Source organism: Streptomyces sp. NPDC033177, from assembly GCF_055577715.1.
Genome location: NZ_JBVIPS010000007.1, coordinates 229088 through 243798, shown reverse-complemented (window position 1 = coordinate 243798; position 14711 = coordinate 229088). Strand labels below are relative to the sequence as shown.

Below are 14711 nucleotides of genomic sequence, written 5' to 3'. Positions count from 1 at the left end.
TTTTCGAGGGGGAGCCGGCGGCCCGGCCGGCCTCCTTGTGAGGAATCTCAGTCAAGCGTGACGGGAGTGGCGACGGCAGAGCGCACACCCCCCGGATTCGGGCGTTCCGTTCACACCCCGTGTGAAGCCACCTCTACTACGCTGGCCACACCGAGCCACCGGAGGGCCTCCATGCAGCCCAATACCCTGCTCGACGCGATCCTCGACGAGGCGGGAATCTCTCACGCGGGCCTGGCTGCCCACGTCAACCAGGCGGGGAAGAGGCGAGGCCTCGCCCTGCGGTACGAACACACCGCCGTGTCACGGTGGTTGAAGGGCCAGCGCCCCCGCGGCCAGGTGCCCGACCTGATTTGCGAGGTACTGGCGGGGCGACTCCAGCGCACCGTCACCCTCGACGACATCGGGCTCGGCGTGCCGGGCCTGCCGGCCGTCGGGCACAACTCCATGGCCTCGACGCTCTCCGGCTTCGTGGAGCGCGCCACGGCCTTGTGGCGCTCGGACGAACAGCAGCGCCCGCACCTCCTCGGCGCACCCGCGGTCACGGGCACCCCCGCGGTGATGCCGGTCTGGGAGTGGGAGAACCCGCCCGAGGACGTGGACGTCTCGCGTGGCGGCAGGCACCAGGTGAGCACGGCCGACATCGACATGATGCGCGCGGCCCGCGCCCACTACGAGCAGATGTACCGCAAGACCGGCGGCATCGCGACCCGCACCCGCATCGTCGGCTTCCTCAACGCCGAGGCCGCGCCACTGCTGCGCGGCAGTTACACGGACGAGACGGGACGCCAACTGCACAGATCCACCGGGGGGTTGGTGGCCATCGCCGGCATCTGCGCCTATGACTCGGACGCGCACGGCCTGGCCCAGCGCTACTTCCACCAGGCCCTGCGCCTGGCAAAGGCCAGCGGCGACAGAGGACTTGGCGCCTACGTCATCGCGTTGCTCGTCAACCAGTCCCTGTTCATGCGCGAGTACCGCCAGGCGGTGGCCTTCGCGGAGGCGGCGCTGCGCGCAGCGGGGCGCGAGCTGACCCCGGCACTCGCCTCCGATCTCTACGCCATGCAGGCCAAGTCGTACGCACACCTGGGCGACGGCAGCAGTGCCCTGTCCTGCATCCGGCGTGCGGAAGGCGCGGCGGAGCGCATCCGGCGTGGGCGCGAGCCGGACGAGACGGGCTATGTCCAGCCCGGACTCGTCAACGTACAAGTGGCGGAGGCGCTGCTCAGCCTCGGCGACCTCGCGGGAGCGTACGAACATGCGGCGGCGGCGGTGGACACGCCGGCTCACGACCGGGGCCGGGTCCATCGGCTCGCCATGCTCAGCCAGATCGAACTGCGCCAGGGGAACACCGACGAGGCGGTGGCCACGGCGGTGGAAATGGCAGAACAGGCACGGGGGATGGAGTCCCAACGCCTGCGCGACCGGCTGCGGGCCGTGCGGGAACATCTGGTGCGCAGCGACTGCGCGGGCACGGCCGAGGCGGCCGAACTCATCGACGGGGCGCTGCGCGTACCGCTGTGACCTGAAGCGCGCACCACTGCTCTGAACCCCCTCCTGCTGCGATATTGCCATCTACTCGGCGGAAGGTGGCAGAACCGTGCAGTGGACGAAACAAAGCGAACAAACTGTGTATGGAAATCGATGGTTCACGGTCAATCTGGCAGACGTGGAGCTGCCCGACGGCCGACACCTCGATCACTTCCTGATACGGCTGCGGCCCGTCGCCGTGGCCACCGTCGTCAATGAGGCCAACGAGGTGCTGCTGCTCTGGCGGCACCGCTTCATCACCGACAGCTGGGGCTGGGAACTCGCGGCCGGCGTCGTCGAGGACGGGGAGGATCTCGCGTATGCGGCCGCCCGGGAAATGGAGGAGGAGACCGGCTGGCGGCCGGGCCCGTTACGACACCTGATGAGTGTCGAGCCGTCCAATGGGCTCACCGATGCAAGGCATCACATCTACTGGTCCGACGAGTGCACCTACATCGGTCATCCCGAGGACGACTTCGAGTCCGACCGCCGTGAGTGGGTCCCACTCAAACTCGTCCCTGACATGGTGGCCCGCGGAGAAGTGCCCGCCGCCAACATGGCGGCGGCGCTACTCCTCCTGCACCACCTGCGTCTGGGCCAGGACGCGCACTAACGGCCGATGGCCTGCCAGATCGCCACGGCGAGCGCACCGATCGCCGTCAGGGCGAGCAGGGCGGGCAGCGGCCATCGAGTGTGCTCGAGTGCGGTGATCCTTACGGTCAATTCATCCTGGTTCTTGACGCTTTGCTCGTCGTGTTGGGTGAGCAACGCCAGCTGTCCGTCGACGCGGGTCAGTCCCACGTCCAAGCTGCGGCGTAACTCGGCGAGTTCGTGCGGGACCACGCGATGCTCGGGGTCGGCGGTCACTGGTCCGCTCCTCTCTGTAGCTGTCGATCCCCCTGCTGCGCACAGAAAGTCAACTCGCCCGGTGGCCAGGACGGGAGAGTGTGCGAAGGGCATATGCGAGCCCATGGCGCACACGGTGTGTGAACGCCGCGGGCCCGGCACTCGGTCGAGTGCCGGGCCCGCGTGCGGTGCGAAGTTCCGGGTGCAGGTGTGCGCCGCGTCAGCCGTACGGGTAGAAGCCCGAACCGGACTTGCGGCCGAGCCTCCCTGCGTCCACCATCCGCTGGAGCAGCGGGGGAGCGGCGTACAGCGGCTCCTTGTACTCGGCGTACATGCTGTCCGCGACCGAGGCGACGGTGTCGAGGCCGATCAGGTCGGCGAGCTTGAGCGGACCCATCGGGTGGGCGCAGCCCATCTCCATGCCGTTGTCGATGTCCTCGCGGCTCGCGATGCCCGACTCGAACATCCGGATCGCGGAGAGGAGGTACGGAATGAGCAGGGCGTTGACCACGAAGCCCGAGCGGTCCTGGGCGCGGATCGCGTGTTTGCCAAGGATCTTCTCGACCATGGACTGCGCGCGGCTGATCGTCCCCTCGGACGTCGTGAGCGCGGGAATCAGCTCGACGAGCTGCTGCACCGGGGCCGGGTTGAAGAAGTGGATGCCGATCACCGCGTCGGGGCGGGACGTCGCGACGGCCAGCTTGACCAGCGGGATGGACGAGGTGTTGGAGGCGAGGATCGCGTCCTGCCGGGTCACCACCTGGTCGAGCACCTGGAAGATCTCGGTCTTGACCGCCTCGTTCTCGACGACCGCCTCGATGACGAGGTCGCGGTCGGAGAACTCCCCGAGGTCGGTCGTGAAGCTGAGCCGGGCGAGCGTCTCGTCCCGCTCCTCCTCCGAGATCTTGCCGCGCTCGGCGGCCTTGGAGAGTGAGTTGTAGAGCCGGGTGCGGCCGATCTCCAGGGCCTCGCCGGTGGTCTCCGCGACCATCACGTCCAGTCCGGAGCGGGCGCAGACCTCCGCGATCCCGGCGCCCATCTGGCCACAGCCCACTACTCCGACGCGTGCGATGTCGGGCATAGAGTCGGTCACCTCGTGCCTTTCGCTGATCAACGGGCGGGCAGTCCCCCGTATGGATGCGGTGTCTGCCCCAGCGGTGAACGTTACCGCCGAACCTCAGGTGCATGACGTGCCGGGTCGGGCATGCTGTCCGGTACAAGCAGCGGTTCCGGCGGATATACAGGCCAGGGGGCGAGCGGATGAGGCGTATGTCACGCCGAGGTTTCACGATTGCGGCAGCCGCGATGGTGGCGGGGCTCACAGCCGCGGGGGACGCGGCGGCGGTGCCCGGGAAGGCCCCCTCGCGCCGGGAACTGCGGGGCATGTGGCTGGCGACCATCGTCAACCGCGACTGGCCGTCGAAGCCCGGACTTCCGGCGGCCGAGCAGCGTGCCGAACTGATCGCCCATCTCGACACGGCCGTACGGCGCCGGCTGAACGCCGTGATCTTCCAAGTGCGGCCCACCGCCGACGCGTTGTGGCCCTCGCCGTACGAACCGTGGGCGGAGTGCCTCACCGGCGTGCAGGGCAAGCACCCCGGCTGGGACCCGCTGGGCACCGCTGTGGCCGAGGCACACCGCAGGGGCCTGGAACTGCACGCGTGGTTCAACCCCTTCCGCATCGCCAACCACACGGACCCCTCGCGGCTCGTTCCGACACACCCCGCGCGACTGCACCCCGACTGGGTCGTGCCGTACGGCGGGAAGCTCTACTACAACCCCGGACTGCCCGAGGTGCGCCGGTTCGTCCAGGACGCGATGCTCGACGCCGTGCGCCATTACGCGGTCGACGCGGTGCACTGGGACGACTACTTCTACCCGTACCCGGTCGCCGGGCAGGTCTTCGACGACGACGAGGCCTTCGCGCTCCACGGTGGCGGCTTTCCGGACCGTGCCGCTTGGCGGCGCGACAACATCGACCGCCTGGTGCGCGAGATGGGGACGCGGATCAAGAAGGCACGCAAGCACGTGCAGTTCGGCGTCAGCCCGTTCGGGGTCTGGCGCAACGCCTCGACCGATCCGCTCGGTTCGGACACCCGGGCGGGCGTGCAGACCTACGACGATCTGCACGCCGACACCCGCGGCTGGGTCAAGAAGGGCTGGCTCGACTACATCTGCCCGCAGCTCTACTGGAACATCGGCTTCGCCGCCGCGGACTACGGCAAGCTGCTGCCCTGGTGGGCCGATGTCGTCGAGGGCACGGGCGTGCGCCTGTACGTGGGGGAGGCCCTCTACAAGGCGGGCGACCCCGCGCAGGCCGCCCCCTGGCAGGACCCCGCCGAGCTGTCCCGCCACCTCACGTACGCCAAGGGGTTCCCGCAGGCCCGTGGCCATGTGTACTTCTCGGCGAAGGAAGTGGGCGTGGACAAGATCGGCGCGATGGCGCGCGTGGTGGCCGACCACTACCAAAAGCCGGCCAAGCCACCCCGCTGACCACAGACGGCCAGGCCACCCCGCTGACGCCGATCGGGTCCCTCGCCGGACGTTACGAGGCCGGGTCCTGGTGCCGTACGACGGTGTCGGGGCCCGGTGACAGCAGTGTCTCGTGGCCGTCGTCGAAGCGGACGCGATACGGCGGGCCGCCGTCCGCGCCGAGCACCTCGACGACCTGTGCGATCCGGTCGTGCTGCCCGACGGTCCTGCCGTGCAGCACCAGCTCGTCGCCTACGGTTGCACGCATCTGGAGCGACCTCCTTGTCCCACCCTGCGGTTGCTTTCCGTGGCCGCAAGTCTACGTCCGGTGGCGGGACCTTGGGCCTGGCCGTCGGCGGCAGAAAGGGACCTAGCCGCGCGCCCGTTGGGTCACCGCGATGCACACGAGGACGGCCGCGGCGGTCAGCGGCGCCGCCGGGGTGAGGTGCTCGCCGAGCAGGAACACCGACCAGACCAGCGTGAGCAGCGGCTGCGCCAGCTGGAGCTGGCTGGCCTTGGGCACGCCGATCGCGGCCATGCCCCGGTACCAGACGACCAGGCCGAGGAACTGCGAGCCGATGGCGGCGTAGAGCAGGCCCGCGGTGCTGTGCCCGGTGAGCTGGAAGGGCTCGTGCTGGAGGGCGAGGGCGGCGCCGATCACGGCGAGCGGCAGGCATCCGACCAGGGCCCAGCCGATGACCTGCCAGCCCGGCATCTCGCGGGCGAGCCGACCGCCCTCGGTGTAGCCGGCGGCGCAGATGAGGAGCGAGGCGAAGAGGTACAGGTCGGCGGTCGACAGGGCGCCGCCGCTCTGCTGGACCGTGAACGCGATCACCGCCGCCGCGCCGGCGAGGGCCGCGGCCCAGAACGTCCGCGAGGGACGGGCCCCCGTGCGCAGCGCCGAGAACACGGCGGTGGTCAGCGGGAGCAGGCCGACGACGACGGCCGCGTGGGCGGTGGTGGACGTCTGCAGGGCGAGCGTGGTGAGCAGCGGGAAGCCGACGACGACCCCGGCGGCGACGACCGCGAGCCCGGCCCAGTGGCGGCGGTCGGGCAGCGGAACGCGCAGGGCGAGCAGGGCGCCGCCCGCGATGACCGCGCTCAGTACGACGCGCAGGGCCACGAACGACCAGGGGCCGATGCCTTCGAGGCCCCAGGCCGTTGAGGGGAAGGTGAGCGAGAAGGCGGTGACACCGAGCGCGGCCATGACGGTGCCCGCTCGGCGGGAGCTGCGCTGTGGGATCTCTGCGGCTGTGCCTGTGGCCGCGGTGACCGCTATCCGGGTCGGGCGAGTAGCGCTATCCTGTGCTGTCATGCATGAGAGTAGCAGTGTCGCTGAGTTGGCCAAACGGTTGCGGGACGAGTTGGACCGCTACTCTCCAGGTGGAAAGCTGCCGTCGAGCCGGGCGCTGGTCGACCGGTTCAGGGTGAGCCCGGTGACCGTGTCGCGGGCCCTGGGACAACTGGCCGCCGAGGGTCTCGTCGTCTCCCGGCCCGGCGCCGGTGTCTTCCGCGCCGAACCGCAGGCCGCCGCGTCACCGGTGGGAGACACCTCGTGGCAGGAGGTGTCGCTGAGCGCCGACGCGGCGACGGAGCTGGTGCCGCGCGCGGTGGACGCCTCCGGGGTCCTGGTCACGCTCGCGGCGCCCTCGCCCGGCGTCATCGAGTTCAACGGCGGCTATCTGCATCCCTCGCTGCAGCCGGAGCGCGCCATGGCGGCGGCCCTCGCGCGGGCGGGGCGGCGGCCCGGGGCGTGGGGGAGGCCGCCGATCGACGGGCTCCCCGAGCTGCGGGAGTGGTTCGCACGGGGCATCGGCGGCGCGATCACGGCCGCCGAGGTGCTGATCACCGCGGGCGGCCAGAGCGGGCTCACCACGGCGCTGCGGGCGCTCGCGCCGCCGGGCGCGCCCGTCCTGGTCGAGTCGCCGACGTATCCCGGCATGCTGGCCATCGCCCGCGCAGCGGGGCTGCGGCCCGTTCCGGTGCCGGTGGACGTGGACGGCGTACGGCCCCAGCTGCTCGCCGCGGCGTTCAAGGCCACGGGGGCGCGGGTGTTCGTCTGTCAGCCGCTGTTCCAGAACCCGACGGGGGCGGTGCTCTCGGCGGAGCGCCGCCCGGAGGTGCTGCGGATCGCGCGTGAGGCCGGGGCCTTCGTCATCGAGGACGACTTCGTGCGCCGTCTCGTCCACGAGGACGCGGGGCCGCTGCCCAGGCCCCTGCAGTCCGACGACCCCGACGGGGTCGTCGTGCACGTCTGCTCGCTCACCAAGGCCACGTCGCCGAGCTTCCGGGTGAGCGCGCTCGCCGCGCGCGGGCCGGTCCTCGAACGGCTGCGCGCGATCCAGGTCGTCGACCACTTCTTCGTGCCGCGCCCGCTCCAGGAGGCGGCGCTCGAACTGGTCGGTTCCCCGGCCTGGCCGCGCCATCTGCGCAACGTGGCAGGGGAGTTGAAGGACCGCAGGGACGCGATGGCCGCCGCCCTGCGCCTTCACCTGCCCGAACTCGCCCTGCCGCACATCCCCGCGGGCGGCTACCTCCTGTGGCTGCGCCTGCCCGACGGCACCGACGAGGCGGCCCTGGCGGGCGCGGCCCTCCGCGCAGGCGTCGCGGTGGCCCCCGGCCGCCCGTACTTCGCGGCCGAACCCCCGGCGGCACACCTGAGGATGAGCTTCGCCGCGGTCGCCGGGGCCGGGGAGATCGCCGAGGGGGTACGCAGGCTGCGAGGGGCCTGCGACGAGGCATGGGGCAACACCCGCTGAGGCTGCCTGCCGGGGCGGCTGCGAGGCTTGCGGCCATGACCGACGCACACCACAGGCTCCCCGCCGGGTACGAGATGTCCACCGACGCGGCCCGGCTCGATGCCGCCCGCGTACACCAGTGGCTCTCCACGGACGCGTACTGGGCGATGGGGCGCTCCCGCGAGAAGCAGGACCGGGCGATCGCCGCATCGCTCAACTTCGGGGTCTACGAAGCGGCTTCCGGCGAGCAGGTCGCGTACGCCCGTGTGGTCACGGACCACGCGACCTTCGCCTGGCTCTGCGACGTGTACGTCGACCGGACGGCGCGCGGCAAGGGCATGGGGAGCGCGCTCGTGACCGCGGTCAGGGACCATCTGGAGCCGAGCGGTCTGCGCCGCATCCTGCTGGCCACGGCCGATGCGCACGGGGTGTACGAGAAGGCGGGATTCAGCGCCCTCGAGGCCCCGGAGAACTGGATGGCGCTCGGCCTGCAGTGATGGATTCGCGGGGTCGCGTGTACGTCGTCGTGAGGATCAGGTCCTTGGCGGGGCCCGCGACCCGCCAGCGCATGCGCCAGCAGTGCTCGTCGTAGACCTCGAACTCGCCGCGGTATAGGTCGAGTCCGCACGGGTGGTCGGCGGTGTGTCTGCCGGTGCGCAGGTCCAGGTCGTGGAAGGGGCGGCCGTCGGCGAACAGGACGTGCGCGGTGGCCGGGTCGTCACCCGGCACGAAGCGAAGGGTGCGTTCGGCGGGGCGGGGAGTGCCGCGCCAGGTGAAGGTGCCGGACTCGTGGCTCAGGAGGCCGCCGCCGTCGGACGGGGTGAACACCGTCGTGCCCGAGAAGCGCCCCTCCGCCTTGCCCGCCAGATCCCGCGCCGTCCGTTCCACCTGCCAGGTCCCGGCCAGGTACGCAAGCACGTCCGGCACGCCATGTCGCGTGCCGTCGTGCGTGGCTGCTTCATCCGGAAAGCGCATGCCCGCAGGCTACGCGGCCACCGTCCCCGGCCTGCGCCCCGGGATGTCTACTTGTCGATGAATCCGAGGCTGCTCTCGTCGTACCGCGTCCCGGCGACCGCCCCCGCCGGTGCCGCCGCGTCGATGGCGGCGAGCTCCTCGGCGGAGAGCTCGACGGCGAGCGCGCCCAGGTTCTCCGTGAGGTACTTCTCCCGGCGCGTGCCCGGGATCGGCACCACGTCGTCGCCGCGGTGCTGCACCCAGGCGAGGGCGAGCTGCCCCGCGGTGACACCCTTCTCCTCGGCCAGCTTGTTGAGGGCGGTGACGATGGGCAGGTTGCGCTCCAGGTTCCCGTCGGCGAACCGCGGCTGGCTGCGCCGCATGTCCCCTTCCTGGAGACCGGCGACGGAGGTGTAGCGCCCGGTCAGGAAACCGCGGCCGAGCGGCGAGAACGGCACGATGCCGACGCCGAGCTCGCGGCAGACCGGCGTGATCTCCGCCTCCAGGTCCCGCGTCCACAGCGACCACTCGCTCTGCAGCGCTGCGATCGGATGCACCGCGTGGGCCCGCCGGATCGTCTGCGCGCTCGCCTCGGAGAGCCCGAGGTGACGTACCTTCCCGGCCTCGACGAGCTCGGCCATCGCGCCGACGGTCTCCTCGATGGGCACGTCCTGGTCGACGCGGTGCAGGTAGTACAGGTCGATGTGGTCGACCCCGAGCCGCCGCAGCGAGGCGTCGCACGCCTGGTGTACGTAGGCGGCGTCACCCCTGATCCGCGTCGGCTCGCCGAGGCGGTTGGCGAAGCCGAACTTCGTGGCGAGGACAGCCTGCTCGCGGCGGCCGGCCAGCGCGCGGCCGATCAGCTCTTCGTTGTGCCCCTCGCCGTAGAAGTCGGACGTGTCGAGCAGGGTGACGCCGAGGTCGAGGGCGCGGTGGAGCGTCGCGATCGACTGCGCGTCGTCCGAGGCGCCGTACGCGTGGCTCATCCCCATGCAGCCGAGCCCCTGCGCCGAGACGGTCAGTGCACCGAGACGGCGGGCGGGAATGCTGGTCATGCCGGTACCTCCAGGTGGAGCCGTGTGCCCGTGTAAGGGCGGACGGCTCCGACCCTAGGAGCTGGAGTCAGCTCCAAGTCAAACCATTTGCGCGGACGTTGGGACGTTCACTGCCGTCACTTCCGGTCCGCCGCCGCGTACAGCGCCGCCACGTCGATCTTCTTCATGCCGAGCATGGCCGCCATGGCGCGCTGCGCCCGTGCCTCGTCGGGGTCGGACACGAGCTCGCCCAGGGCGGCGGGGACGACCTGCCAGGAGAGACCGAACTTGTCCTTGAGCCAGCCGCAGGGGCCTTCCTCGCCGCCCTCGGAGAGCTTCGTCCAGTAGTGGTCGACCTCTTCCTGGTCGGCGCACTCAATCGTGAAGGAGACCGCCTCGTTGAAGGTGAACTGGGGGCCGCCGTTGAGCGCCAGGTACGGCAGACCGTCCAGCTCGAAGTCGACGGTCATCACGGTCCCGGCCGGCCGCGGCCCGGCCTCGCCGTAGTGGGCGACGTTCGTGATCTTCGAGTTCGGGAAGACCGACACGTAGAACCTGGCGGCGTCCTCGCCCTGCGTGTCGAACCAGAGGGTGGGCGTGATGCGGGGCATGACTCTCTCCTGTCGTCGGCGTGGCGTGCGTATGCGGTGGGCGTCTGCGCTGTGCGTCTGCGTCTGCGTCTGCTGTGCGTCTGCCTGTAGTGACCCTCGCTCCCGCGGGAACTCATCGCCCGCGCGCACTCCGGCTTTCGTTGCATAAAACTGCGGCCACGCGTATAGTCATGCCATCCAAGAGGAGGGTTCCATGGCGGTACGTGCAGCAGTGGCAGGAGCGAGTGGGTACGCGGGCGGTGAATTGCTGCGTCTGCTGCTCGTCCACCCCGAGGTGGAGATCGGCGCCCTCACCGGCAACTCGAACGCGGGCCAGCGTCTGGGTGCGCTGCAGCCGCATCTGATGCCGCTCGCCGACCGTGTCCTGGAGCCGACCACCGCCGAGGTGCTCGCCGGTCACGATGTCGTCTTCCTCGCCCTGCCCCACGGCCAGTCCGCCGCCGTCGCCGAGCAGCTCGGCCCGGACGTCCTCGTCGTCGACATGGGCGCCGACTTCCGGCTCACGGACGCCGCCGACTGGGAGAAGTTCTACGGCAGTGAGCATGCCGGGACCTGGCCCTACGGCCTGCCCGAGCTGCCCGGTGCCCGCGCGGCCCTCGAAGGGGCCAAGCGCATCGCGGTGCCCGGCTGCTATCCCACCGCCGTCTCGCTCGCGCTCTTTCCCGCGTACGCCGCCGGGCTCGCCGAGGCCGAAGCGGTCGTCGTCGCCGCTTCCGGGACCTCGGGCGCGGGCAAGGCCGCCAAGCCGCATCTGCTCGGCTCCGAGGTCATGGGCTCCATGTCGCCGTACGGCGTCGGCGGAGTCCACCGGCACACCCCCGAGATGATCCAGAACCTCTCCGCCGCCGCGGGCACCCCCGTCACGGTCTCCTTCACGCCCACGCTGGCCCCGATGCCCCGCGGCATCCTCGCCACGTGCAGCGCGAAGGCGAAGGCGGGAGTCACCGCCGAGAGCGTGCGGGCCGCGTACGAGAAGGCCTTCGCCGACGAGCCCTTCGTCCGGCTGCTCCCCGAGGGGCAGTGGCCCGCGACCGCCGCCGTGTACGGCTCGAACGCCGTGCAGATCCAGGTCGCGTACGACGAGGCGGCTGGGCGCGTCATCGTGATCAGCGCCATCGACAACCTCACCAAGGGCACCGCGGGCGGCGCCCTGCAGAGCATGAACATCGCCCTCGGCCTCGACGAGGCCACCGGGCTCTCTACGATCGGAGTCGCGCCGTGAGTGTGACGGCAGCTAAGGGATTCACGGCGACGGGCATCGCCGCCGGGATCAAGGAGAACGGCAACCCGGACCTGGCCCTCGTGGTCAACACCGGGCCCCGCCTGGCCGCCGCGGGCGTCTTCACCTCCAACCGCGTCAAGGCCGCCCCCGTCCTCTGGTCGGAGCAGGTCGTCAAGGGCGGACTTGTGTCGGCCGTCGTCCTCAACTCCGGTGGCGCCAACGCCTGTACGGGTCCGCAGGGCTTCCAGGACACGCACGCCACCGCCGAGAAGGTCGCCGAGACCCTCGATCTGAACGCGGGCGAGGTCGCCGTGGCGTCGACCGGACTCATCGGCGTCACCCTCCCCATGGACAAGCTCCTGCCGGGAGTCGAGAGCGCGGCCGGTGAACTCTCCGCGCACGGCGGCGAGAAGGCCGCCATCGCCATCAAGACCACCGACAGCGTGCACAAGACGGCCGTGGTCACCAAGGACAGCTGGACCGTCGGCGGCATGGCCAAGGGCGCGGGCATGCTCGCCCCCGGCCTCGCCACGATGCTCGTCGTCCTCACCACGGACGCCGACCTCGAAGCCGACGTCCTGGACAAGGCCCTGCGGGACGCCACGAAGGTCACCTTCGACCGCGTCGACTCCGACGGCTGCATGTCGACGAACGACACGGTGCTGCTTCTCGCCTCCGGTGCGTCTCAAGTCGCCCCGGAGTATGCCGAGTTCGCCGAGGCCGTCCGTACCGTCTGTGACGACCTCGCACGCCAGCTCATCGGTGACGCCGAGGGCGCGAGCAAGGACATCCGTATCGAGGTGGTCAACGCCGCTTCCGAGGACGACGCCGTCGAGGTGGGCCGTTCCATCGCCCGCAACAACCTCCTCAAGTGCGCCCTCCACGGAGAGGACCCCAACTGGGGCCGCGTGCTCTCCGCCATCGGAACGACGAAGGCCGCCTTCGAGCCCGACCAGCTGAACGTCGCGATCAACGACGTATGGGTCTGCAAGAACGGCAGCGTGGGCGAGGACCGCGACCTCGTCGACATGCGGTACCGGGAAATCAAGATCACCGCGGATCTGGCGGCAGGCACCGCGGAGCCGGTCGTGATCTGGGCCAACGACCTCACCGCCGACTACGTCCACGAGAACAGCGCGTACAGCTCATGAGCGGCGACACGAACAGCAACACGAGCGGCAATCCGACCGCGCGGAAGCACACCGCGCTCCCCAAGGCGCAGATCCTCATCGAGGCGCTGCCCTGGCTGACCCGGCACCGCGGCAAGACCGTCGTCATCAAGTTCGGCGGCAACGCCATGGTCGACGAGGAACTGAAGGCCGCCTTCGCGCAGGACGTCGTCTTCCTGCACCACGCGGGGCTCAGGCCTGTCGTCGTGCACGGCGGCGGCCCGCAGATCAGCAAGGCCCTCGACCGGCACGGCATCGTCAGCGAGTTCAAGGCGGGCCTGCGCGTCACCACCGAGGAGGCCATGGACGTCGTACGGATGGTGCTCGCGGGACAGGTCCAGCGCGAGCTGGTCGGCCTGCTCAACCAGCACGGTCCGCTCGCCGTCGGCCTCACCGGCGAGGACGCGCACACCATCACCGCCACCAAGCACCAGCCCCGCATCGAGGGCGAGTTGGTAGACATCGGCCGCGTCGGCGAGATCACCGAGATCGACACCGGCGCCATCGAGGCGCTGCTCGCGGACGGCCGTATCCCGGTCGTCTCCTCGATCGCCCGCTCCCAGGACGACGGACATGTCTACAACGTCAATGCTGATACGGCGGCTGCGGCACTTGCGGCTGCGCTGGACGCCGAGACCCTCATGGTCCTCACGGACGTCGAGGGCCTCTATGAGGACTGGCCGAACAGCGACGAGGTGATCAGCCGCCTGACCGCCAAGGAGCTGGAGAAGCTCCTGCCCGAGCTGGCCAGCGGCATGGTCCCGAAGATGGAGGGCTGTCTGCACGCCGTGCGCAACGGCGTCGAGACGGCCCGCGTGATCGACGGCCGGGTCCAGCACTCGATCCTGCTGGAGATCTTCACCGACGAGGGCATCGGCACGATGGTCGTGCCGGACGCGCCCGACGAAGCGACCGAGGGGGAAGCGGCATGACCGGCAACGAGGAGCTGACCAAGCGCTGGCAGGACGCGCTGATGGACAACTACGGCACCCCCAGGCTGCCCCTCGTCCGCGGCGCGGGCAGCAAGCTCTGGGACGCCGACGGCAAGGAGTACGTCGACTTCGTCGGCGGCATCGCGGTCAACGCGCTCGGCCACGCGCACCCGGCGATCGTCGAGGCCGTCAGCACCCAGATCGCCTCCCTCGGCCACGTCTCGAACCTCTTCGTCGCCGAGCCGCCGGTCGCGCTCGCGGAGCGGCTGCTCCAGCTCTTCGGGCGCGAAGGCCGGGTGTACTTCTGCAACTCCGGCGCCGAGGCCAACGAAGGCGCCTTCAAGATCGGCCGCCTGACCGGGCGTTCGCACATGGTCGCCACGGACGGCGGCTTCCACGGCCGGACCATGGGCGCGCTCGCGCTCACCGGCCAGCCCGGCAAGCAGGAGCCGTTCCTGCCGCTCCCCGGCGACGTCACCCACGTCCCGTACGGCGATGTCGAGGCCCTGCGGGCAGCGGTCACCGAAGAGACGGCTCTCGTCGTCATCGAACCCATCCAGGGCGAGAACGGCGTGGTCGTGCCGTCCGCGGGCTACCTCAAGGGCGCCCGCGACATCACCAAGGCCACCGGAACCCTCCTCGTCCTCGACGAGGTGCAGACCGGAATCGGCCGTACGGGCCACTGGTTCGAGTACCTCGCACACGAGGGCGTGCAGCCCGATGTCGTCACGCTCGCAAAGGGTCTGGGCGGTGGCTTGCCGCTCGGCGCGACGGTCGCGTTCGGCGCGGCGGCTGAGCTCCTCAAGCCCGGTCACCACGGAACGACGTTCGGCGGAAACCCGGTGGCGTGCGCCGCGGGACTCGCGGTGCTCGACACGATCGAGGCCGACGGACTCCTGGAGAACGTGAAGCGGGCGAGCGAGAAGCTGCGCGACGGAATCGAGTCACTCGGGCACCCGCTGGTGGGCCATGTCCGGGGCGCGGGCCTGCTGCTGGGTATCGTGCTCACCGAGCCGCTCGCGCCCCAGGTGCAGCAGGCGGCTCAGGACGCCGGCTTCCTGGTGAACGCGCCCGCCCCTGACGTCGTACGGCTGATGCCGCCGCTGAACGTGCGCGACGACGAGGTGGACGCGCTCATCGGGGCCCTGCCAGGCGTGCTTGACCAGGCCACCACGGCCGACGGGGACGGACGATCCGGAGAATGAG

The 14711-nt window shown here is 70.7% G+C and carries 16 protein-coding genes; 9 read left to right on the top strand and 7 right to left on the bottom strand.

The window, feature by feature from the left end; all coding sequences use genetic code 11:
* The first annotated feature begins 171 nt into the window (after positions 1-171).
* Positions 172-1521 carry a transcriptional regulator gene (locus tag ACZ5U5_RS24895; RefSeq protein ID WP_469025487.1) on the top strand — a complete coding sequence of 450 codons (1350 nt, stop codon included), beginning with the start codon at positions 172-174 and terminating at the stop codon, positions 1519-1521.
* A gap of 76 nt (positions 1522-1597) precedes the next feature.
* Complete coding sequence (locus ACZ5U5_RS24890) at positions 1598-2140, top strand: NUDIX domain-containing protein (protein ID WP_160503895.1); 543 nt, start codon at positions 1598-1600, stop codon at positions 2138-2140.
* Here the strand turns inward: ACZ5U5_RS24890 and ACZ5U5_RS24885 are convergent.
* Both ACZ5U5_RS24885 and ACZ5U5_RS24880 read right to left on the bottom strand, forming a co-directional pair.
* The gene (locus ACZ5U5_RS24885; protein ID WP_469025484.1) at positions 2137-2394 is read right to left on the bottom strand and encodes a hypothetical protein; all 258 of its coding nucleotides are present in this window, start codon (positions 2392-2394) and stop codon (positions 2137-2139) included. The genes ACZ5U5_RS24890 and ACZ5U5_RS24885 overlap by 4 nt on opposite strands.
* A 199-nt stretch (positions 2395-2593) precedes the next feature.
* Positions 2594-3454 (bottom strand): 3-hydroxybutyryl-CoA dehydrogenase, encoded by an 861-nt coding sequence (locus tag ACZ5U5_RS24880; protein ID WP_469025483.1) that lies wholly within the window; start codon positions 3452-3454, stop codon positions 2594-2596.
* A gap of 179 nt (positions 3455-3633) precedes the next feature.
* Here ACZ5U5_RS24880 and ACZ5U5_RS24875 point away from each other — a divergent pair, with 179 nt between their 5' ends.
* Positions 3634-4866 (top strand): glycoside hydrolase family 10-like protein, encoded by a 1233-nt coding sequence (locus ACZ5U5_RS24875; protein WP_469025480.1) that lies wholly within the window; start codon positions 3634-3636, stop codon positions 4864-4866.
* Between the two features lie 52 nt (positions 4867-4918).
* Here ACZ5U5_RS24875 and ACZ5U5_RS24870 read toward each other — a convergent pair whose 3' ends face one another.
* Entirely contained in the window at positions 4919-5113 is a 195-nt protein-coding gene (locus tag ACZ5U5_RS24870) for a DUF1918 domain-containing protein (protein ID WP_363210929.1), read from the bottom strand.
* A 102-nt stretch (positions 5114-5215) separates the two neighbouring features.
* Positions 5216-6160 (bottom strand): DMT family transporter, encoded by a 945-nt coding sequence (locus ACZ5U5_RS24865; RefSeq protein WP_469025477.1) that lies wholly within the window; start codon positions 6158-6160, stop codon positions 5216-5218.
* Here ACZ5U5_RS24865 and ACZ5U5_RS24860 point away from each other — a divergent pair.
* Together ACZ5U5_RS24860 and ACZ5U5_RS24855 are read left to right on the top strand one after the other, a co-directional pair.
* Complete coding sequence (locus tag ACZ5U5_RS24860; RefSeq protein ID WP_469025475.1) at positions 6159-7604, top strand: aminotransferase-like domain-containing protein; 1446 nt, start codon at positions 6159-6161, stop codon at positions 7602-7604. The two genes, ACZ5U5_RS24865 and ACZ5U5_RS24860, sit on opposite strands and share 2 nt — an antisense overlap.
* A 35-nt stretch (positions 7605-7639) precedes the next feature.
* Positions 7640-8080, top strand: a complete 441-nt coding sequence (locus tag ACZ5U5_RS24855) for a GNAT family N-acetyltransferase (RefSeq protein WP_469025472.1) — start codon at positions 7640-7642, stop codon at positions 8078-8080.
* Here ACZ5U5_RS24855 and ACZ5U5_RS24850 read toward each other — a convergent pair.
* The 3 genes from ACZ5U5_RS24850 to ACZ5U5_RS24840 form a co-directional block, all read right to left on the bottom strand.
* Entirely contained in the window at positions 8031-8558 is a 528-nt protein-coding gene (locus tag ACZ5U5_RS24850) for a DUF6314 family protein (RefSeq protein WP_469025470.1), read from the bottom strand. The two genes, ACZ5U5_RS24855 and ACZ5U5_RS24850, sit on opposite strands and share 50 nt — an antisense overlap.
* A 47-nt stretch (positions 8559-8605) precedes the next feature.
* Complete coding sequence (locus ACZ5U5_RS24845) at positions 8606-9592, bottom strand: aldo/keto reductase (RefSeq protein WP_469025468.1); 987 nt, start codon at positions 9590-9592, stop codon at positions 8606-8608.
* A 116-nt stretch (positions 9593-9708) separates the two neighbouring features.
* Positions 9709-10182 carry a VOC family protein gene (locus ACZ5U5_RS24840; protein ID WP_469025465.1) on the bottom strand — a complete coding sequence of 158 codons (474 nt, stop codon included), beginning with the start codon at positions 10180-10182 and terminating at the stop codon, positions 9709-9711.
* Positions 10183-10375: 193 nt separating this feature from the next.
* Between ACZ5U5_RS24840 and argC the strand changes: the two genes are divergently transcribed.
* The 4 genes from argC to ACZ5U5_RS24820 are packed head-to-tail and all read left to right on the top strand — an operon-like array spanning position 10376 to position 14710.
* Entirely contained in the window at positions 10376-11404 is a 1029-nt protein-coding gene (argC, locus tag ACZ5U5_RS24835) for an N-acetyl-gamma-glutamyl-phosphate reductase (protein ID WP_469025463.1), read from the top strand.
* Positions 11401-12555, top strand: coding sequence for a bifunctional glutamate N-acetyltransferase/amino-acid acetyltransferase ArgJ (gene argJ, locus ACZ5U5_RS24830; RefSeq protein WP_469025460.1), 1155 nt, complete (start codon positions 11401-11403; stop codon positions 12553-12555). Before argC ends, argJ begins: the two co-directional genes overlap by 4 nt.
* A complete protein-coding gene (gene argB, locus ACZ5U5_RS24825) occupies positions 12552-13505 on the top strand; it encodes an acetylglutamate kinase (protein ID WP_469025458.1) in 954 nt (317 codons plus the stop codon). The genes argJ and argB overlap by 4 nt, the downstream gene beginning before the upstream one ends.
* Positions 13502-14710, top strand: a complete 1209-nt coding sequence (locus ACZ5U5_RS24820) for an acetylornithine transaminase (RefSeq protein WP_469025455.1) — start codon at positions 13502-13504, stop codon at positions 14708-14710. The genes argB and ACZ5U5_RS24820 overlap by 4 nt, the downstream gene beginning before the upstream one ends.
* The last annotated feature ends 1 nt before the right edge of the window (position 14711 follow it).